This window comes from Clostridium culturomicium, assembly GCF_000821305.1.
GTDB lineage: Bacteria > Bacillota > Clostridia > Clostridiales > Clostridiaceae > Clostridium_J > Clostridium_J culturomicium.
In genome coordinates this window covers 630,935-655,043 of record NZ_CCXK01000017.1, presented here as the reverse complement: position 1 = coordinate 655,043, position 24,109 = coordinate 630,935, and the positions used below count along the sequence as shown (strand labels likewise).

At 31.5% G+C, this 24,109-nt stretch carries 20 protein-coding genes and 1 CRISPR repeat array; of the genes, 7 read left to right on the top strand and 13 right to left on the bottom strand.

What is annotated here, in order from left to right:
- Positions 1-662: 662 nt before the first annotated feature.
- Both BN1075_RS15410 and BN1075_RS15405 read left to right on the top strand, forming a co-directional pair.
- Positions 663-1,832: a M20 metallopeptidase family protein gene (locus BN1075_RS15410; RefSeq protein ID WP_040194117.1), complete on the top strand. Its 1,170-nt coding sequence runs from the start codon at positions 663-665 to the stop codon at positions 1,830-1,832.
- A 27-nt stretch (positions 1,833-1,859) separates the two neighbouring features.
- Positions 1,860-3,137 (top strand): MFS transporter, encoded by a 1,278-nt coding sequence (locus tag BN1075_RS15405; protein WP_042387393.1) that lies wholly within the window; start codon positions 1,860-1,862, stop codon positions 3,135-3,137.
- A gap of 139 nt (positions 3,138-3,276) precedes the next feature.
- Here the strand turns inward: BN1075_RS15405 and BN1075_RS15400 are convergent, their stop codons facing one another.
- On the bottom strand, positions 3,277-4,632 hold the full coding sequence (locus BN1075_RS15400; protein WP_040194116.1) for a winged helix-turn-helix transcriptional regulator: 1,356 nt from the start codon (positions 4,630-4,632) through the stop codon (positions 3,277-3,279).
- A gap of 368 nt (positions 4,633-5,000) precedes the next feature.
- On the opposite strand from BN1075_RS15400, the gene BN1075_RS15395 reads away from it, so the two are divergent.
- Together BN1075_RS15395 and BN1075_RS21660 are read left to right on the top strand one after the other, a co-directional pair.
- On the top strand, positions 5,001-5,303 hold the full coding sequence (locus tag BN1075_RS15395) for a hypothetical protein (protein WP_040194115.1): 303 nt from the start codon (positions 5,001-5,003) through the stop codon (positions 5,301-5,303).
- A gap of 120 nt (positions 5,304-5,423) precedes the next feature.
- Positions 5,424-5,597 (top strand): hypothetical protein, encoded by a 174-nt coding sequence (locus BN1075_RS21660; protein WP_156132804.1) that lies wholly within the window; start codon positions 5,424-5,426, stop codon positions 5,595-5,597.
- Positions 5,598-5,742: 145 nt separating this feature from the next.
- On the opposite strand, the gene hepT is transcribed toward BN1075_RS21660, so the two are convergent.
- The 3 genes from hepT to BN1075_RS15380 form a co-directional block, all read right to left on the bottom strand.
- A complete protein-coding gene (hepT, locus tag BN1075_RS15390) occupies positions 5,743-6,150 on the bottom strand; it encodes a type VII toxin-antitoxin system HepT family RNase toxin (protein ID WP_040194114.1) in 408 nt (135 codons plus the stop codon).
- Positions 6,140-6,550: a type VII toxin-antitoxin system MntA family adenylyltransferase antitoxin gene (gene mntA / locus BN1075_RS15385; protein WP_040194113.1), complete on the bottom strand. Its 411-nt coding sequence runs from the start codon at positions 6,548-6,550 to the stop codon at positions 6,140-6,142. Before mntA ends, hepT begins: the two co-directional genes overlap by 11 nt.
- A gap of 109 nt (positions 6,551-6,659) precedes the next feature.
- Entirely contained in the window at positions 6,660-7,397 is a 738-nt protein-coding gene (locus tag BN1075_RS15380; protein WP_040194110.1) for a DUF975 family protein, read from the bottom strand.
- Positions 7,398-7,773: 376 nt separating this feature from the next.
- Here BN1075_RS15380 and BN1075_RS15375 point away from each other — a divergent pair, with 376 nt between their 5' ends.
- Positions 7,774-9,954 (top strand): LTA synthase family protein, encoded by a 2,181-nt coding sequence (locus tag BN1075_RS15375; protein ID WP_042387391.1) that lies wholly within the window; start codon positions 7,774-7,776, stop codon positions 9,952-9,954.
- A 132-nt stretch (positions 9,955-10,086) separates the two neighbouring features.
- Here the strand turns inward: BN1075_RS15375 and BN1075_RS15370 are convergent, their stop codons facing one another.
- Both BN1075_RS15370 and BN1075_RS15365 read right to left on the bottom strand, forming a co-directional pair.
- Positions 10,087-11,313 (bottom strand): metallopeptidase TldD-related protein, encoded by a 1,227-nt coding sequence (locus BN1075_RS15370; RefSeq protein WP_040194109.1) that lies wholly within the window; start codon positions 11,311-11,313, stop codon positions 10,087-10,089.
- Positions 11,314-11,395: 82 nt separating this feature from the next.
- A complete protein-coding gene (locus tag BN1075_RS15365; RefSeq protein ID WP_040194107.1) occupies positions 11,396-12,733 on the bottom strand; it encodes a TldD/PmbA family protein in 1,338 nt (445 codons plus the stop codon).
- A 240-nt stretch (positions 12,734-12,973) separates the two neighbouring features.
- On the opposite strand from BN1075_RS15365, the gene nhaC reads away from it, so the two are divergent.
- Positions 12,974-14,455, top strand: coding sequence for a Na+/H+ antiporter NhaC (nhaC, locus tag BN1075_RS15360; RefSeq protein ID WP_197072329.1), 1,482 nt, complete (start codon positions 12,974-12,976; stop codon positions 14,453-14,455).
- A gap of 164 nt (positions 14,456-14,619) precedes the next feature.
- Here the strand turns inward: nhaC and BN1075_RS15355 are convergent, their stop codons facing one another.
- Positions 14,620-14,988, bottom strand: a complete 369-nt coding sequence (locus BN1075_RS15355) for a hypothetical protein (RefSeq protein ID WP_040194105.1) — start codon at positions 14,986-14,988, stop codon at positions 14,620-14,622.
- Positions 14,989-15,105: 117 nt separating this feature from the next.
- A complete protein-coding gene (locus BN1075_RS15350) occupies positions 15,106-16,188 on the bottom strand; it encodes a WG repeat-containing protein (protein WP_040194104.1) in 1,083 nt (360 codons plus the stop codon).
- A gap of 359 nt (positions 16,189-16,547) precedes the next feature.
- Here BN1075_RS15350 and BN1075_RS15345 point away from each other — a divergent pair, with 359 nt between their 5' ends.
- Positions 16,548-17,402: a hypothetical protein gene (locus BN1075_RS15345; RefSeq protein WP_040194103.1), complete on the top strand. Its 855-nt coding sequence runs from the start codon at positions 16,548-16,550 to the stop codon at positions 17,400-17,402.
- Positions 17,403-17,585: 183 nt separating this feature from the next.
- Here the strand turns inward: BN1075_RS15345 and BN1075_RS15340 are convergent, their stop codons facing one another.
- The 5 genes from BN1075_RS15340 to cas4 form a co-directional block, all read right to left on the bottom strand.
- Positions 17,586-18,737 carry an HRDC domain-containing protein gene (locus BN1075_RS15340; RefSeq protein ID WP_040194102.1) on the bottom strand — a complete coding sequence of 384 codons (1,152 nt, stop codon included), beginning with the start codon at positions 18,735-18,737 and terminating at the stop codon, positions 17,586-17,588.
- A gap of 684 nt (positions 18,738-19,421) precedes the next feature.
- Entirely contained in the window at positions 19,422-20,480 is a 1,059-nt protein-coding gene (locus BN1075_RS15335) for a hypothetical protein (RefSeq protein ID WP_040194101.1), read from the bottom strand.
- 209 nt (positions 20,481-20,689) lie between these two features.
- Positions 20,690-22,091: a CRISPR direct-repeat array (repeat unit 29 nt; unit sequence ATTTACATTCCATATAGTTAATCTAAAAC).
- Positions 22,092-22,278: 187 nt separating this feature from the next.
- Positions 22,279-22,542, bottom strand: coding sequence for a CRISPR-associated endonuclease Cas2 (cas2, locus tag BN1075_RS15330; protein ID WP_040194100.1), 264 nt, complete (start codon positions 22,540-22,542; stop codon positions 22,279-22,281).
- 4 nt (positions 22,543-22,546) lie between these two features.
- Complete coding sequence (cas1b, locus tag BN1075_RS15325; RefSeq protein ID WP_040194099.1) at positions 22,547-23,530, bottom strand: type I-B CRISPR-associated endonuclease Cas1b; 984 nt, start codon at positions 23,528-23,530, stop codon at positions 22,547-22,549.
- Positions 23,530-24,051 (bottom strand): CRISPR-associated protein Cas4, encoded by a 522-nt coding sequence (cas4, locus tag BN1075_RS15320; RefSeq protein ID WP_040194098.1) that lies wholly within the window; start codon positions 24,049-24,051, stop codon positions 23,530-23,532. Before cas4 ends, cas1b begins: the two co-directional genes overlap by 1 nt.
- Positions 24,052-24,109: the final 58 nt, after the last annotated feature.

The window sequence follows — 24,109 nt, the reverse complement described above, 5'->3', positions numbered from 1 at the left end:
CGAAATACCCTTCAAAGATCATGACTATTTCCGCCATAGCTTTTTTCCTCCTCACTCCATTTTCCTGTAATAAACTTATCTATCTTAAAAACCACGGTAATTTCAAAAATATTTTGCTAATTAATTTCCCTGGAAATTTTTTACTTTACCAATAAAATACTTATCATTACCAAATTATCATTGAAAGAAATTCAAATTGAATTTACACTTGAATTCCAAATTCTTAAGTCATAAACTTAACTTCCTTCAAAGATCTCCACACCCCAATTTATCCCTGGCACCAGGTAATCTCATTCGTCATTATTTTTCTACCTCATGAACTGAACCAAGGCCGTAGGACACATCTAAACCACTTCACCATGGACATGAATAGCAGTGTCATAACCCTTCTCCACCAATTTAGCATCGCTTATCCTAAACAATCTGTGGCATCTGTTACAATTGCTTAAACAAAATTTTTTGTAAGCTTACCTCCATAGTCACCACTTATGGTGGAGTGTAAAATTTTTTCATGGCATAAAAATTGTTAGTATTCTATTTCCTTATCCATCAACCCCTTTGTAATTTTCAAAATATTCTATATAATGTTTGACATCTTTTCCATCAAGATGTAATATAAAGATAATATGACTATATATAGTCTTTATATGGAGGTATATTAAATGAATGAATTTTTAAAAAGAGCAATGGAGCTCAAAGATGTTACAATTAAGGACAGGCGTTATCTACATGAAAACGCAGAGCTTGGAGTTGATTTACCAATGACAACTCAGTACATTATAAAAAGATTAAAAGAAATAGGCCTTGAACCAAAGGAAATCTGTAAGTCTGCAGTTACAGCTACAATCTATGGAAAAAAAACTGGAAAAACTATTCTATTGAGATGTGATACAGATGCATTACCTATGAATGAGGACAATGACCTCCCATTTAGAACTAAAACTGCTGCAGCTCATACCTGTGGTCATGATATGCACGCTGCTATGGCTTTAACTGCAGCTCAAATCTTAAAAGAAAATGAGGACAAGCTTTGTGGTAATGTAAAGCTTATGTTCCAGCCTGGTGAAGAAATATTTTCTGGAGCAAAACCAATGATTGAAGCTGGAATTTTAGAAAATCCTAAAGTAGATGTTGCCATAGGACTTCATACCATGCTTGATTTACCATCCCCTTCCCTTGGCTACTGTGAGGGAAACATGACTTCTTCCTGTGATGGATTTAAAATTACAATTAAAGGCAGTGGTTGTCATGGTGCAACTCCTCATATGGGAATTGATCCTTTAAATGCTGCAGTTCATATGTATTTAAGTTTTCAAGGATTAATTGCAAGAGAAGCTCCTCCAATGGAGAGTACAAGTTTAACCCTAGGACAGCTTAGCGGTGGAAGTTCCCCTAATATAATTCCAAATGAGGCCGTATTACAAGGTACCTTAAGAACTTATAATAAAGATGTACAAAAACATATTGTGAAAAGAATGCATGAAATTACTGATGCAACAGCAGCAATGTTTAATGTAGAAACTAAGTATGAAGAACTTTCAAGCTTGCCTTCTACCTATACAGACCCTAAGCTTCTAAATGAAATGCTTTCTTACGTAAAAAATATTGATGATAATATGGTTTATCTTCCTGATTATAAAGTTACTCCATCAGATGACTTTGCTTTTATAGCTGAAAATGTACCAACAGTATATTTCATGCTTGGGTGTAAAGTAGATGGCTGTAATGTTTCTCATCATAATCCTCAAGTATTATTTAATGAAGATTCCATGGTATACGGTGTGGCACTCCACTGTCAGTGCGCTATAAACTGGTTAAAAGATAATCAATAAATTAATATGAGGTTAGGAGATGATACTGTGAAAAAGAACAAAATATTTTACGGATGGTGGATTGTTATTGGTTGTATGGTTATAACCACCACAATGGTCCCATTAATTATGTCTTTGTCAAATAAATTTCTTCTACAAATCACAAATGATATGAATATTTCAAGAAGTTCCTTTACCTTAACAAGTACAATTCTTCAAGGTCTTGGTATTTTTCTTTCTCCATTTGTCGCTAAGTATCTTGCCAAAGGAAACATGAAAAAGATACAAAGTATAAGCATTATTGGTTTTGTTATTACTTATGCATCATATTCTCTAGCACAAAATGTATGGCACCTATATATATCTGCCTTTATACTAGGTATATTCTACCTATCCGCTACTCTCATACCTGTATCCATGATGATTACAAATTGGTTTGTTAAAAAGAGAGGTCTTGCAATGAGCCTTGCAATGTCTGGAATTGGTCTAGGTGGATTTATCTTCAGTCCTGTAGTAAGCTATTTCCTTGAAGCTTTTGGCTGGAGAATAGCATATAGAATAATGGCTCTTATTGTACTTGTACTAGCACTTCCAACCGCCCTATTCATCCTTAAGAAAAAACCTGAAGATATGGGTCTTGAAGCCTATGGCAAAAATGAAAAAGATACACCATCTATCAAAACTCCAAATAATATAACTGGAGTATCTATCAGTGTTGCTCAGTCTAAAATGAAGCCTTTCTTCTGGATTTTGCTTGTTGGAATGCTTGCAAATGGAATAATTAACTCAGGGGCTCTTGGTCAGTTCCCTCCAGCAATTGAAGAACTTCATGGTGTTACTGTACAGGCAACAATAATTTCAATGTACTCATTAGTTGGAATTTTTGGTAAGCTGCTAATCGGATGGATAAATGATAAGTATGGAATTGTAGCATGTACCACTTTTGGCTGCGTTACCTTTGGACTTTCCTTTGTATTTATGCTTTTAGGTGGAAATGTTGTAATGCTTTATGCAATGGCATTACTATTTGGTTTAGGAAGTGCCATTGGTACAGTTTTACCACCACTTGTGACCTCATCCATTTATGGTACTGAAAAATATGGTGAAGCTTATGGAATTGTAAATAGTTTTTCTCAGCTAGGTTTATCTATAGGCTCATTATTTGTTGCATCAGTATATGATTTATCGAACTCCTATACTAATGCATGGATAGTACTTATAATATTAACAGCCGTAACCTACCTAGCATGGATTAGCTCTTATAAGGTATCAAGAAAATTCTGTGCACCAAAAACTAATACTCAAAAATCATCACTAACCACATAATAAAAAGAACTTTTTGCAAAAGCTAATACTTGTTTTGCAAAAAGTTCTTTATTTATTTGGCATAAATCATAGATTTAGATACTTATCTAAGGAAACTCCTTTTCAGTTCATTCAAGTGAGTAAGCTTTCAGTATTCAAATCAAAGATTTGAACACTCATTTATAGCATAAACTCGCTCTGGTCTCCCCTTTGTGGTTGGACGTTTCTTATCTACCACTTTTATAACATTACTTTTTTCCAATTCTGTTAAAAACCTATTTGCAGTTCTTTGGGATACAGATAGTTTTCCAGCTAACTCCTTAGCTGTGATTTTTTTATTTGGCATTGAGTTAATTGCATAGATAACCTTTTTTGTGGTTAAGGGTGATAATCCTATTTTTGTGAAATCCTCGCTGATTTCGTTAAACGCAATGGACTCTGCTTCACTATGTATCAATATATTTTCTCCATTTAATGGACCTATAAGACATTCCTTTTCATCGATTATAAAGCTAAGATTCTCTTTATGAATGGAAGCTTCTCTATTGGCATACACTGCATTCATCCTTGCCTGATACATATCTTTTCCAATACCATATCCAACAGAAACAGTAAAAGGAAGATTAACCGCTAGATACTTTTTAAGTCTACATCCAGTATACTGACTTGTGAAACTTTCAACCCTTGCTCTCTCCGTTAAAATTTCAAAGCCAAAACTATGTCTTTTAAGCATATAATCCATAACAGACTCTCCATTAAAATTAATAAGAGCTTCATTTAGCATCAAGTACTGCCTTTCAAGTAAGGAGTCCATTATCATTCCCTCATTAACCTTTTTATTTATACTCACATTAATTGCAGCCGGCTGATGCTTTCTAAGCTTCATTACCTCAATTTCCTTTAGAAGTGTACTTACCATTGTTTTTATATACTCAAGACTTGGATATGGGAAAAACACATTAACCCCTGCTTCCCTTAATCTTGAAACAATACTGCTAAATCGAGTTATAGAAGCGTCAATTTCACCACTTTCCCATAACGAAATATGCTTTTGAATTTGTTCTTCCTCAATATTTCTAAGAGTACTTAACTCCATATTTTTAATAACAGGTTCAATTAAGCTTGAATAATTGCTCATTGGGTCCTTTTGAAGATACTCTTTAACATCAATATTAAAAAACTCAAGGGGATCCACATATATTCTTGAAAGCTGAAAATTTTCATTATCCATCATTAAAGCAAAAATGGACCTGTATATTGAAGCTTCATCTATATTAATAGATACCACTGGAACATTAATATTAGGCCAACTTTTTTTCAAAGCCTCTGCTGGAAAAGATCCACTAGTCAGTATTCCATCAATTTCGTTTGGTATCTTCTTATATACTTCAGCTATCTCGTCAAAGCTATGATAAATATAAATTAAAAACTCAAAATCCATGTTAAGTTTTGAAAGTGCACTAATAAAAAACTCTCTTAGAAAATCAGTAGTTATAACAGCAATCTTCCTCTTCAATTCAAAATCTCCTTTGTAGTTTATAATCATATCTTACCATATATAATACATAAATTGAACTTACTAATAGATTCTAGAAATAATCCTATGTCAAATCAAATAAATATGATTATACTGAAAATCGACTAGCGATGTATGTTCTTCATGAATTTTATAGTTTAGTTTTTGAAAATATGTTATTATATGTATAATAAATGATGTATTTATTAAAATTAGTAGGTAATTCAAATGTGAGAATAAACTCAATTTAAACCTAGATATATTGGTTGCTTTATGTAGTAAGGCTGCATGCGGTGAGTTGTTTCTACTGTAATACTTGCAGAAATGTAAACCCTTTAAAGTTTGTATCATAATATGGGAGGAATAATATGAAAAACTGCATTGAATGTAATCATAAGTTTACTATATCAGATAGACTAAAATCTATAATAAGGTTAAAAGGATATTTACAATGTCCAAATTGTAATTCGAAGTATAAGACTAACCCAACCTTTTATGGATGGCTTTATTATTTCTTAGTCTTAATAATTTCACACAAGATATTCACTTATATTGAATTAAGTAATTCAATATTAAGATACAGTTTATATGCTCTTTTTGTTACCCCTATATTAATGGCATATGATATTTTACCTTTAAGTTGGCATAAATATAGAAAGCTTGATCCATAAAATTAGATTATTATAAAGTCAAATAGTTCGGTTTTACAATTAATGTTACAATATGAATATAATGTGTATCATATTGCTTTAAGTACTAAATTGTAATTGTATAAGGAGGAAATTAAAGTCATGATTATATTGTTCTTTTCTTTATCTTTGGGTTGGATAGGTTTCTATTTAGGTTCTAAAACTGGTGTTGATTTTTATGTAATACTTTTTAGTGTGGCGGGTTTTTTCCTTCCCCCCTTCTATGTCCTTGAAAGAATTTGGGTAAATCAAGATGAAAAACCTAAAAAGAAATAACTGTTTGTTGTTTAAAACCATTAATACATAATCACTATTCAGATATAACTAACATAGAAAAATACTACATAAATTAAAATACCGTACTATTCACATCTGAATAATACGGTATTTCTCATTTTGAAGCAACATCTTAAACTTCAGTCTATAAATTTCTATTTATTTCATATAAAAACTCTTCAAAATCTTTTAAATGATTTTCTACAACTTTTTGTAAAACTTCTAAATTAAGTTTTTGATAGTTATGTACTGCTATATTTCTAAAGCCTATCATCCCTTTAATTTTTTTTAGTAGATCATCACTTATAATTTTATTATGATTTAAGACTTCAAAGGCATCTCTGCTATTTTGAGGAATCCCCAATTTTTTTTGTGAAACTATGTGCATAGAAATATCTATACAAGCTTCAACAGCTCGTTGAATATTTAATATTATTGAATCTTGTTTTGTGTAATCAAGTAAATTATCAGGCTTATTATCATAAACTTCCTTCACACGGATAATACATCTTTCGATTATACTGAACTTATTATATATAACATCATTTACCATAAATTTTCCCATCCTTTTTTATAGAATCCAAGACAACTTGTCTTTCTTCATTAAGCTTAATATAATCTTTTAAACTTCTAATCTCAAACTCAGCTCTTAAATTTTCATCACAGCAATAAATTATCTCACCAGTTCCAACTATTTGAGCTTTGAAAACTGTACTAGCTTCATTCAAATTTATAATTTGGACATCTTTTTTTACAAGAAAACTTAATTCGTTCGCCATTATAAAAAGTTCGTAGGAATCTATTTGTTCAAAAGTATGAATAGCAATATCTATATCGCTATCATCACGACCTTCCCCCTTTGCAAAAGAGCCAAAAATGTATATTAAATTTAACTTAATATTATTATTTAAAAATTCCTTAATTTGATTTTTGGTGGTTTCACTTAAATACATAGAATCACCCCTAGTTAAATTATATCCAAATAAAAATTTTTATTCAATAGTTAGTCATATTTAAGGCTACATATAAAAATGGAACCTCTAATTTGAGATTCCATAAATTCTATCTAAAAACCTCTTCACTACTAAGATTAAGCTCTCCACAAGTACACATGCCGCTTCTTACAGCATTTTCTCTTAATTCTAAGTATAGCTCTGCATTGGTAGCATCATCATAAGGTCTAACGAATAAAGTTCCTATACCAAAAAGTAATACTCCTAAAAGATACCAACCCATGAAAGATAAATCCAATATGAATATATCAAGCTTATGACCCATGGTCATTTCATTGCTTAACTCTATAGCCCTTCTATAACCTATATTGGGATTGTCCGCTAAAATATAAGGTACCATTCTGTAGGCATAGCTTTTCACAATTCCAGGTATGATAAGTAACAAGGTCCATAGAAATATTAATATGCCCCTAACAAACATGGTTTTAATGATTTCTATATATCTGGTGCTAGAAAAGCCAAAGCCTAAGTAATTCATATCACTGTCATTTACTGCTGCACGTATAAAGAACTTTCTTCCACCAACTTCAACAACATATCCTAAAAATATTCTTATTAGAGAGAAAACTATACCAACAATTATAATAATGGCTAAGGCTCCAATTATAAAGTCAAAACTAATATAATCTGGTCCCATATTCCATCGTGTACTGTTATTACTTGCATTGCTTCCTCCTGAACTTTCGCCGCCAACAAGCATAAGAATAAAACTAATTAAAAAGGCTTTCCAGTAATTCCTTTTCAGCACTTCCTTGGCTTTCGTTTTCAACTGAACTCTATCCCACATAATAACTCCCCCATTTTATTTACTTTATAATAATATTATACAATAACTTACCAGCTAATATAAGAATTATTAATAATTTCAAAGTATTTTCCATTGCAAGATACTACATTGACAAGTCACCTTTATTGAGAAGCCAGCCTGTGAATCTAAAATACCACGCAATATATTTCTTTAAGTCTTCAATTCATTGACTTTTACCATTAATAACTATATTTATGGTATATTTTATTATTTATTGTAATGATATTCAAAACAAGAAATCAATTCATGGTAATTTCTTTTCTTCTCTGTTATAATAACTCGTCATTGTAATTTGAAAACTTTTAAAAGTATTTCAAGTTATTATTAAAATTATATTATATCAGGAGATTTTATTATGAAAAATTTGATTAAGAATTTTTTTGTAAAGGATACTTATAAAACCTTAGGAAAGTTAACTTTCTTGGCAGCCTTTATAAACTTAGTTATTGAATGCTTTAACCGTGGAAGCCTCTTTGAAGGTGTTGAGCATATGATATCAAATCCACTAGTGTTCTTATATAATGGATTATTGATTCTTTTAACACTATCCATTGCACTGTTGACTAAAAGAAGGGTTTTTACAACTTTACTAATATCAATCATTTGGATTGGTCTAGGAATTACAAACTTTATACTTTTAAATAGTAGAGTTACTCCCTTTACTGCCACAGACTTTACTCTTTTAGGAGATGGGACAACCATCTTCACAAAGTATTTTAACGATTTCCAAATTACCTTAGTGATTATTATAGGTATACTACTTTTGATTGGGTTAATATATCTTTGGTGGCGTGGTCCAGTTTATAAAAATAAAATTACTTATTTTAAAAATACCCTTATGGTAAGTATATTAATAATTATTTTTTCTATATTTACTCAAACTGCTATTTCAACTAACCTTCTTGCTAAAAACTTTGGAAATTTAGCAGATGCCTATAAGGATTATGGATTTGTATATTGCTTTGTGAATAGTGTAGTTAACACTGGTATGAAAAAACCTAAGACTTATTCTGCTTCTGCAATTAATGAAATCACTACCAAAGCTATAGGTAATGTTGAAAATGAAAATGAAGCTAAAAAGCCAAATATAATCATGATTCAGCTTGAATCACTTTTCGACCCAACCACTTTAAAAGATGTTGAGTTTTCAAGGGATCCAATACCAACCCTTCATAAGCTGGCTTCTGAGTTTACCTCTGGCTACGTTTCAGTTCCATCCATAGGCGCTGGTACTGCAAACACTGAATTTGAAGCAATTACAGGAATGAACCTTGACTTCTTTGGCCCTGGAGAATATCCATACAAAACTATATTAAAAGAAACAACAGCTGAAAGTACTGCCTTCAACCTGAAGGAATTAGGTTATAAAGCTCATGCCATCCACAATAACGATGGAACCTTCTATAGCAGAAATAAGGTTTTTTCAAATTTAGGCTTTGATACCTTTACCTCTGTAGAATATATGAATCCAATAGAAGAAACTCCAACAGGCTGGGCAAAGGATAAAATTCTTATTAAAGAAATCTTAAACACCCTTAATTATACGGAGGAGCAAGACTTTATTTATACAATTTCTGTTCAAGGTCATGGAAAATATCCAAATAACCCAGAAGGTGATCTTCAAACTGAGGAGACCACTGATGAGGTAACTAATGAAGTTGCTGCTGAAGCCCTTGAGGAAGCAAGTAATTCAGAAGAAACTGTTAATCCTGAAGAAACCACTACAGATGTTATAAGTAGTGAAGAAACTTCTAACGCTGAAGAAACTACTACTGAAAATAAAAAGCCTTCTAAAGCAGAATTACTTAAGACCTACAGCTCTTCTCCAGACTATATTAAAGTAGATGGCTTCTCAGAGGAAAAAGACTATGCCTTTGAGTATTATGTAAATCAGCTAAATGAAATGGACAAGTTTGTTGAGGAGCTTATAAATGAACTTTCAAAGCTTAATGAAGATGTAGTCCTAGTTCTATTTGGTGACCATCTTCCAACCTTTGGGATTACTCAAGAAGATTTAGCTGTTAATACCTTATTTGATACTCCATATGTAATCTGGGATAACATGAACCTACCTAAAAATGATAGAAACTTACAAACCTATGAGCTTAGTGCCTATGTGCTAGAGCAGCTTAATATAACCAATGGAACTTTAACAAAATTCCATCAAAAAAATAGATATTCTGATGAGTATTTAAGAGCCTTTGAGCTGCTTCAATATGATATGCTTTATGGAAAAAGAAAAGTTTACGGTGAAACTAACCCCTTTGAACCTACGGATATACAGATGGGTATCTATGATGAAAAACTTACAGATATTATTGAAGAGGAAGATAGAATTTTAATCAAGGGTGATTACTTTACTAAATACAGCAAAGTAATTATCAATGGTAATACTGTTAAAACAACCTATATCTCCCCTAATGAGCTATCCATAAAAAAACAAGAATTAGAATCAGGTGATGTATTTACCGTTGGACAACTTGATGGTACATATATTCTTAGCGAGACTAATGAATATATCTATGAGAAGGAATAATCTCTTCTTAAGCTACATTAATGATAAATTAGTGTAAGGGGCAGAATATCTCCCCTACTTAAAATAGAGCCTCCCAGCTATATACTTTTTAAGGTATATGGCTGGGAGGTTTTTTACTGCATATATAATGTTCTAATTAACCTTCATATCCATTACTAAAAGTTTCTCTAAGGAATAATCCTTTAAGCTGTCTGAAGCAACCCCCACAAAGTTCTCTCCAAACATTTCATATATATGAGACTTAACAGAAAACTCCGGAACCTTGCCAACGAGCTTTTCCCCATCAAATAAGTATGCAATTTGAACCGGTGTTCCAAAGCCACCATCGTTTGTGAAATCTCCGCCTCCAGCAGAATAAATTAACACAGCTGGCTTTTCTCCAATTAACTCTTTAATTGTACTTTTTCCATTTTTAAAGTTTAAATTAAGGGCTGAGGTGGAAGGAACACTATTAAATTCACCAAAGCCGCTTCCTGTAGGGTTTAAATTGTATTTTTTAGCATCACGTTTATCTGCATAGCCCTGAATCAAAACACCATTTAAAATTAAAGCAGCCTCTTCACCTTTTACTTCAGTGCCCTCATAGTCAAAAGCCATTCCTCCTTCATCAATATTGTTTGATGGATACATGGTGAGAGCCTCATTAAATATCTTTTCACCAAACTTATTTATAAAGTAAGAGGAGTTTGTACCAATCTTTTGAGCACTCAATTCATTTTCAAAGAAGGAGGTCACATATCCAATTTCCGAGAAAACACATCTAATTGTTTTATCCTCAGATATCGGTAAGTCCACTGGATTTTTATGTGCTCTACATATCTCTTCAACTTCTTTTAACATCTCAGTGCTATCTATATATTTAACTATAGGCATGTACGCTGTATCAAAAATATTAGGTGATCCCAACTCCTTCAGTAGGATTTCAAAAACAATATCAGTACTTTTGCTGCTACAGTTCAAGTTTTCATCATTATTAAGCTCCACACTTTTATTAATCAGCTTTATGTTTCCACTGGCAATAAATCCAAGGTCTTTTGTAACCTTACTAATTTCCTTAACTAAGGCTTCAATTTCATCAATTCCAACATTATTTCTTTCCTGTCCACTTTCAACCTCTATTTTTAACTCCTTAGATATTTCACAAGGATACTTTATATTGAATCTCAAATTTTCCTCAGCTTTATGGAAAAGCTCTTCAATATTTTTCTCACCATACTGCCCTGCAACACCAACAAGGCCATCTTTGTATACCCTTGCTCCTGATTTAACTAAGTCTTTACTTCTTATAGCCTTTACATCTCCATTAGATATTTGAACAGTAGTTTCTTTTATCTTTATTTTCAACAATTCTTTATTCATAAATACACCCCCTAATTATTGAAGAAATAACCTTTTAACTCAATCTAGCTCTCTTATATGCTTCAACTAAATCTTTTCTTAATTATTGAACAAATAACTTCTTGATTCTCACATAAGGTCCGCCAAAACCTACTGGCAATGGAAACTGTTCCATCTTGCCACAGCCACCAGTGATAAAAGACATTATTTCAACCTCATTACTTAACCCATCAATTAAATTTAAAGTTTCAAAAACACTACCTGTTGCAACTGCAATCTTTAAGGGCTCTGCAATCTTCCCATCTCTGATTCTATAACTCATTGCTGGAGCTAAAGTGAAGGTGGACATACCTGACCCATGGTTGATATCTTTAATAAATATTCCATCCTTAACCTCTGCAATTAGCTCCTCCACAGTCTTATCCCCTGGCTCAATATAGGTATTGGTCATCCTTGGAATTGGTTCAAACTCAAAGCTCACTGCTCTTCCATTTCCCGTTGCCTCTTCATCTAAGATTGAAGCCGTCATGGAATCATGAAGCCTTCCTGCCAAAACACCATCTTTAATTAAATATGTCTTACAGGCTGCATTCCCCTCATCATCAACAGGGGTATATCCTGAACCCTCAACATCGCCATAATCCACAATAGAAAGAATATCACTGGCAACCTTCTTACCAAGCTCCCACTCCTTCTTCATGTTTTCATCACCTATCATAAAGTCAGCTTCACTCTTATGACCAAAGCTCTCATGAGCAAAAACTCCTGCAACAACCGGTGCTAAAACTGCTTCATATTCACCAGGCTCTATAGGCTTTGCATTCTTAACAAAATTAATTCCCTCTTCAATAGATTCCTTCAACTGCTCTTTATACTCTTCACTTTCACCCAATGGATTTATCAGCTTCTGCCAGCTATTAGTAAACACTTCTTCGCCCTCTTTTAAGATATACTTAAAAGAAATCCCCGTAACATTATTATCGTACTTTACACGAGCTCCCTTACTTGAGTAAAATTCTCTAATATTATAACGGTCTATATATCTAGCAGTCCAAGATGAAACTTGTTTATACATTCCAAAAATGCTAAAGTATTTCTTCAAATAATTATCCTTATATTCATTAGATATATTTTTCACTGCACAATCTTCATATTTCATATTGTTATATACATTACCATGAAGATTTTTTATTGCAGGATCATCTTCAGTAACTATCCTGCCTCCAGCTAAATCAGTCAATCTATCAATTTCTTCTTGTATTTTCTCCTCATCTGTTATGGAAGAATAAAACCACCTAGCTCCATCATAAAGTCTTATAAAGGCACAACTATACTCCTCTTCATTATTTTGTTGAAGGTCTCCGTCATTATAAATTATCTTTGTCTTAAATTCACGCTCAATTCTAACATCACAGTACACATTTTCACTAAACTTAAACACTCATATCCCCCCAATGTTATATTCTTTCTTTAAGTATATATGGTAATTTTTACATTTTCAACCTTATACTTTCAAAGAATTTTCATAATAATACTATTGTTTAATATATAAAATATAATTTAATATTAATTATAAATTTTTCAAAAAGTTAAATAATTTCAACAATTTAATTGAATTTTTTCATATTTTGTATTATTATGGGAGTGTATGGCTTAATTTAACTTTTAAGGAGGGCAAACAATGAGCAATATTAATTCGGTTAAAAAACCATCTTTACTTGTATCAATGATTCCTTTTGCATGTCTAATCGTTTTCATGTTATTAGGAGTATTAGTCTTCGATTCGGTTCCTCAAATTCCTCTTATCATTTGCTGTGCAATTACTGCAATAATAGGTAAATTATTGGGCCACAGCTGGAACGACATGGAGGAATCAATGATTAAAACAAATTCAATGGCAATGCAGGCTAACTTCATCATTATGATTGTTGGATGCTTAGTTGGAAGCTGGATTGCAGGTGGTGTAGTACCTGGTATGATTTTCTATGGTCTTAAATTATTTACACCAACAATGTTTTTGTTCTTACTACCAATAATTTGTGCTATCGTTTCCGTTTCAACGGGAAGTGCATGGACTACAGCTGGTACCATGGGAACTGCCGCAATGGGTATTGGAGCAGGTCTTGGTATTCCTTCAGCAATCGTTGCAGGAGCAGTTGTAACAGGTGCATCCTTTGGTGATAAATTATCTCCTCTTTCAGACAGTACAAACCTAGCTGCTGGCGTTGCAGGGGTAAACGTTTTCGACCATATAAAGCATATGCTTTATACAACTATTCCAAGTTTTCTTATTGCAGTAACCTTATTTGCTTTTATTGGTTTATCCTTTAAAAACTCAGCAGTTGCTGATACATCACAAATAACTGCTATTTTAGAAACTTTACAAGCTAACTTTAATATTAGTCCATTAATTTTTATAGCTCCATTATCAGTAGTACTTATGATAATATTCAAGGTGCCTGCTATCCCTGGAATGCTTGGAGGAACGATTATTGGATTTATATTCTCCTTAATGCAAGGAAACAGCATTTCTGAAATTCTTCACGCTCTATTCTATGGCTTTGAGATAGCCTCAGGAAATGCCATGGTTGATTCACTTCTAAACAGAGGTGGAATGCTTGGAATGATGGAAACTATATCCTTAGTAATCTGTGCCCTTTGCTTTGGAGGTCTGGTTAAACAAATCGGATGCCTTGATACTATTATTGCAAAAATCCTAACCTTCTGTCACAGCAGAGGAAGCATAATTTTATCAAATATAATCAGCTGTATAGCAATGAACTTTATGGCAGCTGATCAATACATGGCTATTGTTATACCAGGACAAATGTACAAGCCTGTTTATGAAAAATTAAACCTTCACCCTAAAAACTTATCCAGGGTATTAGAAGATGCTGGTACACTAACCTCTGGTTTAGTTCCATGGTCCACCTGTGGAGCAATATACTTTACAACCTTAGGCGTAAGTGCCTTTGCCTATGCACCATTCCACTTCCTTGGCTTTATTAACCCAATAATATCAGCCATCTATGGATACACCGGATTTGGAATGAAAGCACTTGATGAAAGCAAGCCAATTGCTAAAGAACTATCAGTTGAAGATTACTTAAGTGATATGAACGAAACTACAAAAGATGCTGCTGTTAATAGCATATCAAGTTAATATGAAATTTAATGCATAAAATCAAAAAGTAAACTAGGCCATATAAAAAGCTGCAGGCTTTAAAAATCTGCAGCTTTTTTAATTAAATCTTCTTAATTTAAAACTATATTTTAATTCTTCTTAACTTAGAACTATATTTTAATTTCTCTTCATTTAGAACTTCATTATTTGATTCTTTCACCCTTACTGTTTATCCAATGAAATCCTCCAAATGCATCATAGACCTTAATTAATTCTTCCCCATACACTACCATGTCTCTTATCTTTATTTCATATTCATTAGGAATTAATTCAGCTAGCACTTCACAATTTTCATCTAGGATATAAAAGATTTGTCCAGTTCTTGCAATTAACCTGTTATATTCTAAATAGGATGTCATATCTTCATATCTATCTTCCGATATAACTTGTCCTGTATAGTAATCTACTACATACCCAAGAACTTCTTCTTCACTATCCTTAATCAGCATATATTCTCCACCAGCTTGAAGACACTTATATTTTGCGATATCGTTTCCTTCTAAATCTAACATAATATAATTATACTCATCATTACTTCCTCGAATGAAATCTTCATAAATCAGGACTCCATCATAGATATCCTCACGGAGAACCTTCCCTGTTTTATCAATTAGTGACCTTTTGTTACCTTATTTTACTATAAAACACTGCTTATTAAGGGTACCGTCATTATTGATTCCTGGAAATATATTATCATATTTAGGCTCTAATAAAAACTCACCCTTAATATCCATTATTCCATATTTCTCATCTATTTTAACCTGAACATATTGCGAATCCAGAACATTGATATCTAATTGTCCATACTTAATATCTACAGCAACCGTTCCGTCCTCATTTAGATATCCCCACGTACCATCCTTTGAAACTTCTATTATAGACCTTCCATAACCATTCATATAATCATATGCATGGTCAGATAGCTTTTTCCCTTTGTAATTATACATAGCATATTTTCCACTTTTGTCCTTAAATCCAATTAAGTCATCGTTTAAAAGGGCTACATCATAAAATTTTAAAGGTAAAACCTTCTTGCCTTTCTTATCTAATAATCCGAACTTGCCTTTACTCTCTATTATAATCCCTGAAGGACTCCAAAATATCTGATCATATTCTGGCTCTACAATAAATTTCCCCTTACCGTCAGTCATACCATACTTTCCATCTTTACAAATCACCATAGAGCCGTCCATATAAACATTAATACTTTGATATTCCTGTGGCAAAATCGTGTTTCCCTTTAAATCTACAACTCCAAAGGTATAGGTTTCATCAGTAAAAGTCATAAGACATGCTATGGGATATCCTATGTTCTCATACTTAAATCCTTCTAAAAGATACTCTCCTTCTTCATTAATATAATTCATATTATAATTTTCATCGCTAACAATTGCAAAACCATCAGTATAACTAAAATCTCCAGCCCCTTCAAACTGTGGCTCTATAATAGTTTCACCCTTGCTATTTATATAGCCATATAACCCTATACTCTCATCTAAGAAAGGATATAAATCTACTTTTTCAAGCTGTTTTTCCTCTAACTCCTCAGTTTCCTCTATTACAGTCCCATCTTCCTCTAGTCCATTCTCATCCTGTTCAACATTCTCTTCAGCCCTATCCCCCAAAGGCCCTGTTGAATCCTCCTTCTTAGTGCACCCTGTACCCAAGGTCAAGGCTCCAACCAGTACTAATATAATTAATTTTTTAATCATAAGTATCCCCCAAACTTATCCTATTTTAAGAACATTATATCATATTCATCCCTATATAATATCTGTATTTTAGAATTATTCCGTCCCCAGAGATGCTTGCATACTGCTTAACCTTCCACCGCGAGACCTTCGTAATACTCCTCCACTTATTTCAGCTTCTCCTCCCCATAAGAGCTATAGTATATTTTCGCCCTAAGATATATAGTATATTTATAATAAAAAGCAATAACTTATAATGCATAATTTTACATATACAAGAAACATGATATAATTATATAAAATATAGGGATCAAAAAAATAGGTTAAAAAGGGTTTAACTAGAGAGTTAATTTAAACTAAAAGAAAGTTGGGGATTTATGATGAAGGAAAAAATAAAAAAAATACTGATGGTAATGTTAACGTCAACAATTTGTGTAGCACCACTTGTGGGATGTGGAAGTAAAGTTGATGAAAATAAGGTGGAGAACATATTAAAGGCCAAAGAGAAATTAATTGCAGCTGAAAATATTAGTTTAACTAGAACCATCTCAATAGAAATAGAGGATGAAAATCAAAGTTATGGAAGTGATGTTATTGCAAATATGAACACCAAGGAATGGTACTTTGAGATGTTTAATAATATTGATGGTGAAAAAGCAATTTTTACAGAAATGATAGTGTTAGATGGTGACACATATAATAGGACTATAGAACAAAGTCAGTGGGAGAAGTTAGAAGGTCAGCAGAATAATAATATTTATGGAGTAGATGATATTTCTGCCATTGAGATAAATGCTAAGGATTTAAAGGAACTTAAGGAAAGTAAGGATGGAGAAAACACTATAATTTCTATAAAGTATACAAAGGATGCTATAAAGAAAGTAAAAGAAGAAAATGTGAAAAACATGGAAGCGACCATGGAGGAATATAAAAATAATCCTAATGTGATACCAGGAGCAGTAGACTCTAATATGGTAAATCTTGAGGCCTTAAGAAAAACAAATTATAAAGAAATGACAAACACTTTAACCATTGATAAATCAGGAGTTTTAATTGGCTATAGCTCTTACTTTGTATTTGAACAACCAGAAGTATTACCTAGTAAAGATGGCAAGTTTGAATTAAGTAAGGATTTAATAGAATTAAAGATGACTTCAAATATTACAGTTAACTCTTATAATGATAAAAAGAACGTAGAAATAATTGAAGGCTTTAAACAGGAAGTCGGAAAGTAATATAATAAGTCTTAGGTAATTATTCGATGTTAATATACTAAGAATTAAAGTCCAGCAGCTATGCTGGACTTTAATAATATGTCTAATATATTCAATAAAAAACCACATGTGATTTTTGTGTTAAATCCATGTGGTTTTTCTATGATTTTATTGTTTTACACCTCAAAACGAAACCTGTTGCTTTTATTTATATCCTTTTACTATTTCTATAATCTCATTACCATATTTCTTAACCTTCACTTCACCAAAGCCTGATACTGCAAGGAGTTCTCCAGGTGTCACTGGCATTTTACCAATTAAATCTCTAAGCTGATTATCATTAAAAATGAAGTATGGTTTAATATTTTCTTTTCTGCTTTGAGCAAGCCTAAAAGCTTTTAACTCTTTAAAAATTGCACTTTCTTCTATTGGTAATTTAGGCTTAATACCTTTCATTACTGCTTCACTGCTTTTTACTTCTACTGCTACTTCACTGGTTTTTAAATCTTTACCGATCTTTACTTGTGAAGCCGGCTCAGCTGTCGTAGATTCCTGTTTCTTTATGATAGGCTCAGCTGTTGCAGCCACCTCTTCATTAACTGCTTCTAGCTTATACTGCTCATACTTTGAAGTATAATCCTTAGCAGCCTCCTTATGTAAATTGAAATATGTATTAGCCCAATCTAGCATTTCTTTATCAGAACTAGAAGGATCATTAGAATTAGCATTCATATCCTTTATATACTTAACCAGCTGATCCAAACGGATAACCTTGTTCTTAACTTCCTTTTTAGCATATTTATCATTAAGAATAGTTTTAGGATTAGCCAAAACCACAATGGATTTATACATATTATTAAAGAATCTATCTGTCATTAACTTCACAAATAAATTTTCCTTGTTATCTACTTTAATCTTCTTCATCAGCTCCAAATGTCTTTGATTCTGAGTTATAGGAGAATAGATTCCTTCCTTTCTCCTAACACCACCAAAATCCATTGTTCTAATAAAATCACCCTTACTGTTAATTTCAATATCCCCATAGAGATTTTTACACTCAATAACAAAGCAATACTTCTTTGTAAACACAAGAAAGTCTATCTGAGCACTAAAGTCTCCATCCTCAAGATAAACATCCTGCAATATGTACATTGGCATATGGCTGTTCTTAAGCTCGAAAGCAATATTTCTCTCCCCTAAAATACCACACTCCAAATTTCTTATATCTTGATTTATTAGCTTCTTCCCCTCAGCATTTAACAAAGGCTCAAGTTCCTTAAGTTTACATAGCTGCTCTTCAGCCTGTGTAGTGCTCTTTAAGAAAACCGGCTCCTTCATTCTATTAAATAGCCACATATAACGTCCCCCTTAAACAATTTCACCTATATTATACCATATTTTACATGGTCATGGTTAGGGATTATAGGGAGGAAGAGAAAAAGCAAAGTAACTGCTAAATATTTAGTAGTTACTTTGCTTTTGGATTTGTTTAAAGATATGTTCATACTAGTAAAATCTATCGTGATCGCAAGTTGTAGTATTTTTTTAAAAATACTTTATAATAATAAATTAAAGTATAGGTAAGTCATCTATGTCACCATAATATACTATAAAAAGAATATAACTTTCAACTTTTTACCACCCTTCTATTCTTGCTTCTTCCGGCTTCTTATTGTACATAGATTCAAATAAATTCATTTGATTTTCAATAAGCTTTAAAAGTTCCCCTTCTACGGGTACTGATTTTACTAATTTACCATCCTTATAGCCACATCTAATGCTTTTGTTTTTACATCAATATTTATATTCTTTTTCCGAACCATATGGACATAACTTATTTAGTTGATACTCCTTATCAAAACTGTTCATACATCCTCCATATAATCATAATTAAATTACTAAAAAAACTTCAAGTTATCTATACTATAATTCAGTAGGCGTCATATTAAATCCTAACTCTCCTATTTTAAGAACTCTATTAAACAAAAACTCACTTAACACAGATTGCGGTATAACATATGGTCTTGCAAATTTTTTCAACTACCAATTTTCTATCACTGCTCTTTCTGCATATCTTTGACAATTACCAATAACAGAATTAGAAGCTTGCTTCTTACTTACTCCTCCTTGCTGATAATATCTTGTAGCATTAGCTACACTTCTATATATAATTCCATAAATTTTGGAAACTGAAAATTTTTCTAACAAATCCTTAAAGGTAGCTATTGTTTTTTCTCCAATTGCAGCATTAAAATTAACCTCTTTCATTTGAAACTCAAAATATTCAAGACATTCTTCAAGCGCAACTTCTCGCCATATCTTTGCGGCTTCCTCTGAATCCTCTTTGCTAAGTTCATCAGGATTCATAATATTTGCTACGTTTTCTGTATAATCTTCTTGAAATTCAATATTCAATGCATATTTAACTTTGAGTGTGTAATATAAATAAGGAAATTCAGTTTCCTCATCTGAATCTGGAAACGCATCTAAACTAGAATTAGGACTAACAACAATTACTTGGTTTTTAATTAAATCTCTTATCATTTCCTGTGTGTATCCAACTCTAGGTGATACATTTCTATCCATTTCTAATATAGGAATTACACTCATCATATCTTCAGTTATTCCTGCCCTAATCAGAGCCCCTAAATATACCCTGCTTCTAAACGATAATTTTTCTAGACCAATCTTTTCTTTTTTATTTAAATCATAAACTTCATTAATCAAGCATCTCTTCTCATAATTTATCCGTTCCTGTTCTTCCTGAATTCGCTTTTTCTCAATCCTTGCAACTTCAATACAGTGACTACATCTACAACTTCCACCTTCAACATGTCCACAATTCTCACAATAGATTTTGTTATTATTATACCTATAGCTAGTTCTTGCCGCTCTTTTCCTTAGCATTGGCAAGTTACAAACAGGACATTTTATATCATCAAACTTTTCAGGTGGGAATACGGTATATAATACTCCTGGTGTTATATTCAAATTATATTCTTTAATTAACTCTGTAGTTTTTTCATTATTATAGTATCTGCTCATAAGCTCTAAAACTTCATTTTCTTTTAAATGATGTAATCTACTGTCAATATTCAACCTACACACTCCTTTGATTTATAGTAATATTTATCGTGTAAACTCCATTTCCATTTTATTATTCTATACAAAACAATATATACCTCCCAAATTTTACATAAATATAATAAAAACACCAGAAATCAATTCCAGTGTTCTTGCATTGCTAATATATATCCCCATTTAATTCTTCAATTCATTATATAGCAAAAATTTATGTTAAAATGAACATATATATTCCTCATAGTTAATCTAAACCGCAATCTCCCAATGCAGTTTTATTAATCATCACATAGTTTACATTCCATATAGTTAATCTAAAACTAAATAAGTTAAGCAGCAGAGAAGTTGCAGAAATGAATTTACACTCCTCATAGTTAATCTAAAACGATCCCCCCAATACCATTGACAATATTAGCACTCCAACATTTACATTCCATATAGTTAATCTAAAACAGGTACTTCATCTTTAATTTCATCGTATAATTCTATATTTACATTCCATATAGTTAATCTAAAACTTATAAAGAAATTGAAGAGTCCAGGATGGATTTCGAATTTACATTCCATATGGTTAATCTAAAACTAAATCATCTAAAAGAGAATTTTGTAAAAATACAGATTTACATTCCATATAGTTAATCTAAAACATTCTGTTTTTCCTTCCTTTGTCTTAGCTTTGTCCTCATTTACATTCCATATAGTTAATCTAAAACGCTAGTGTTATGAGTAGCATCAATCTCTATTATCAGATTTACATTCCATATAGTTAATCTAAAACGGTGTTAATGAAAAAATATCCACTGAATTTTTTATATTTACATTCCATATAGTTAATCTAAAACATATATTGGCCTTATGATAAGGTAACTGATTTTGCTATTTACATTCCATATAGTTAATCTAAAACTTTTTTAGTAGATGCAATTAAATTAGGTTCTAGTTTATTTACATTCCATATAGTTAATCTAAAACTATTCTTATAATTCGGAAATATTATTCTTGATTTCATTTACATTCCATATAGTTAATCTAAAACAAGTGGGTCAACGTGTTTATGATGATTTAATTAGTCCATTTACATTCCATATAGTTAATCTAAAACTAGATTGACGACAACAATATATTCCATATAAATAATATTTACATTCCATATAGTTAATCTAAAACGTAGTCATAGGCATATCAATATTATCTTGATAATCAATTTACATTCCATATAGTTAATCTAAAACCAATCTCTCCTGTTTTGTTTGAATTAACAACCCTTCAATTTACATTCCATATAGTTAATCTAAAACTAGGTGTTACATTCGATGTTGTTAAAGCTAAAGCTAATTTACATTCCATATAGTTAATCTAAAACAAATCCTTTCTTTAACTAGAGAGGTAAAAAATAACCTCATTTACATTCCATATAGTTAATCTAAAACTGTCCTATGTGTAATTGGAGAAGGTCTTTAAAAGTATAATTTACATTCCATATAGTTAATCTAAAACTATAAATATAGTTTAAGCAGCGTGAATGGATCAATGCCATTTACATTCCATATAGTTAATCTAAAACGTACTTGCCAACTGCGTATTTAGTTCTTGTTTTTGTATTTACATTCCATATAGTTAATCTAAAACCCCATAAAAAACTATAAAATAGTCACCTAAAACAGCCATTTACAGACCTTTATTACTTAATATTTTACTTTACCCTGCAGTAAATCGTCAATAATATATTTTCCACATAAACCCATATACCTCTAACCCTATGTATACCAACACTTATGCATCTCAGAAAAGAAAAACGATTTACTGCAAAATACTTTTATATAAATAAATCATCAAAACTCTTTTCAAATCCAACTACATCCTTTTTTATGTTATTACTATTTTTAACTTTATAAACATATAAAGAGTCTTCTTCCTTTTTCAAAACACTATCTAGTTCTGCTAAACATTTTTTTAACTTTGCCTCAGTAATTTCACCTTCAAATACAGAGTTTTGTGTCCAAATCAAATACATTTTTAATTTTTTCCTTACTCTATTTACTCTCTTTTCTCCTACATCGTATGTTACTATAACAAACATAAAATTACCACCATGCCTTCAGACCTTTATATTCTTCACCCTCGACTACAGCTTTTATTAATTTATAACATTCTAGCTTTATTAAATGCCTATAGGATACTTTTCTGTTTAAGCTTCTATGCTTTATTGTAGTGCTTAGTTTATTTTCATATTCTCTAATAAACCTCTTCTTTCCATCCTCATTTAGATAACATAATCCCTCTTCAATGTTAAAGTCTTTTTGAGTAAGCATATTTTTATTTATCAAAGTAAATATAACAGGATCAACAATTAAAGGTTTAAAAATCTCTGCAATATCTAGGCTTAATGAAAATCTCTTTGTGGATGGCTCATGCAAGTAACTTATTGTTGGATCTAATTGAGTTTTATATATTTCGCCTAAAACCGTCGTGTACATCATTGAATTGCCAAAAGAAATTAAAGCATTAATAGGGTCTGTTGGAGGTCTTTTTTGTCTGCTTTCAAAGTAGAAATCACTTTTCAAGAAATAATTTAGAGCTTCATAATAATATTTTCTGCCTCTACCCTCTGCCCCCATCAGCTCCATAATATTCTTTGAAAAATTCATATTATTTCTTTCAACCATCATCTGGTCAATAATTTCTTTAGGAACAGAATCATGTCTTCTAAGATTTCTTAACATATGGTGAAATGCTGAATCAATAAATGCTTTTGCTAATTCAAGTCTCTTTTGCTCATCTAAATATGCCTGGCTTTGATTTACTACCAATACTCCAGATACATTCTTCTTTTTAGAATAGTATGTTCCACTAAAGAATCCATAATAATTATAGATACTGATTAAAATGCTATATTTAGAAATATAATTTAAAAATTTTGTGTTTAAATCTACTTCTCCAAACAAGTGTAATCTCTCTATATCTTCAATGGGAATTCCTTTTTTTACTTCATTTTCATCAATAAAATAAACCGTATTATCCTTTCTTTTAATTCTTCCATTTGAAAAAACATAATAATCCTTTCCCATTATTGAACCTCCTTAATATAGCAATACTCGTAATATGCACACTTTTTACAATAAGGTAACTTCTCTACCTTAGGAGGTCTTGCCAAAGCTAAAGTTTTCTTAATTCCTTCTAAAGCCTTTTCAATTTTGTTCTCATCTTCTTTAGTTAAGATAACCTGCTCCACCTTTTTCTCTTTCACATAATTTAATGTTCCACGTCTAATGATTCCAATTTGTTTTAGATAATATAAATAGTATAAAAGCTGCATTCTATCTGATTCTTGCATTTTGCTTGTTAACTTTACTTCTCTTATATTTTCTTTTTCTAGAATGTCTATTTTTATAAGACCATCTATTAACTTTTCCTTATTTCCTTCTTTGATCTTATATGAATGTTCATGAGTTATTTTTCCTTGTTGAACTCGATCATTGGCTTCTTCCATAGCTATCCCATTGGAAAACAGCCACAGCTTTCTTTTACAAATATAATAGTAGTTAAATTTAGTCCCCTGGACCTTAAATTCTTCAAAATTAAATTCCATTTTTACCTCCTAAAATATAAATCTCTAATTGAATATTAACATCAATTAGAGACATATT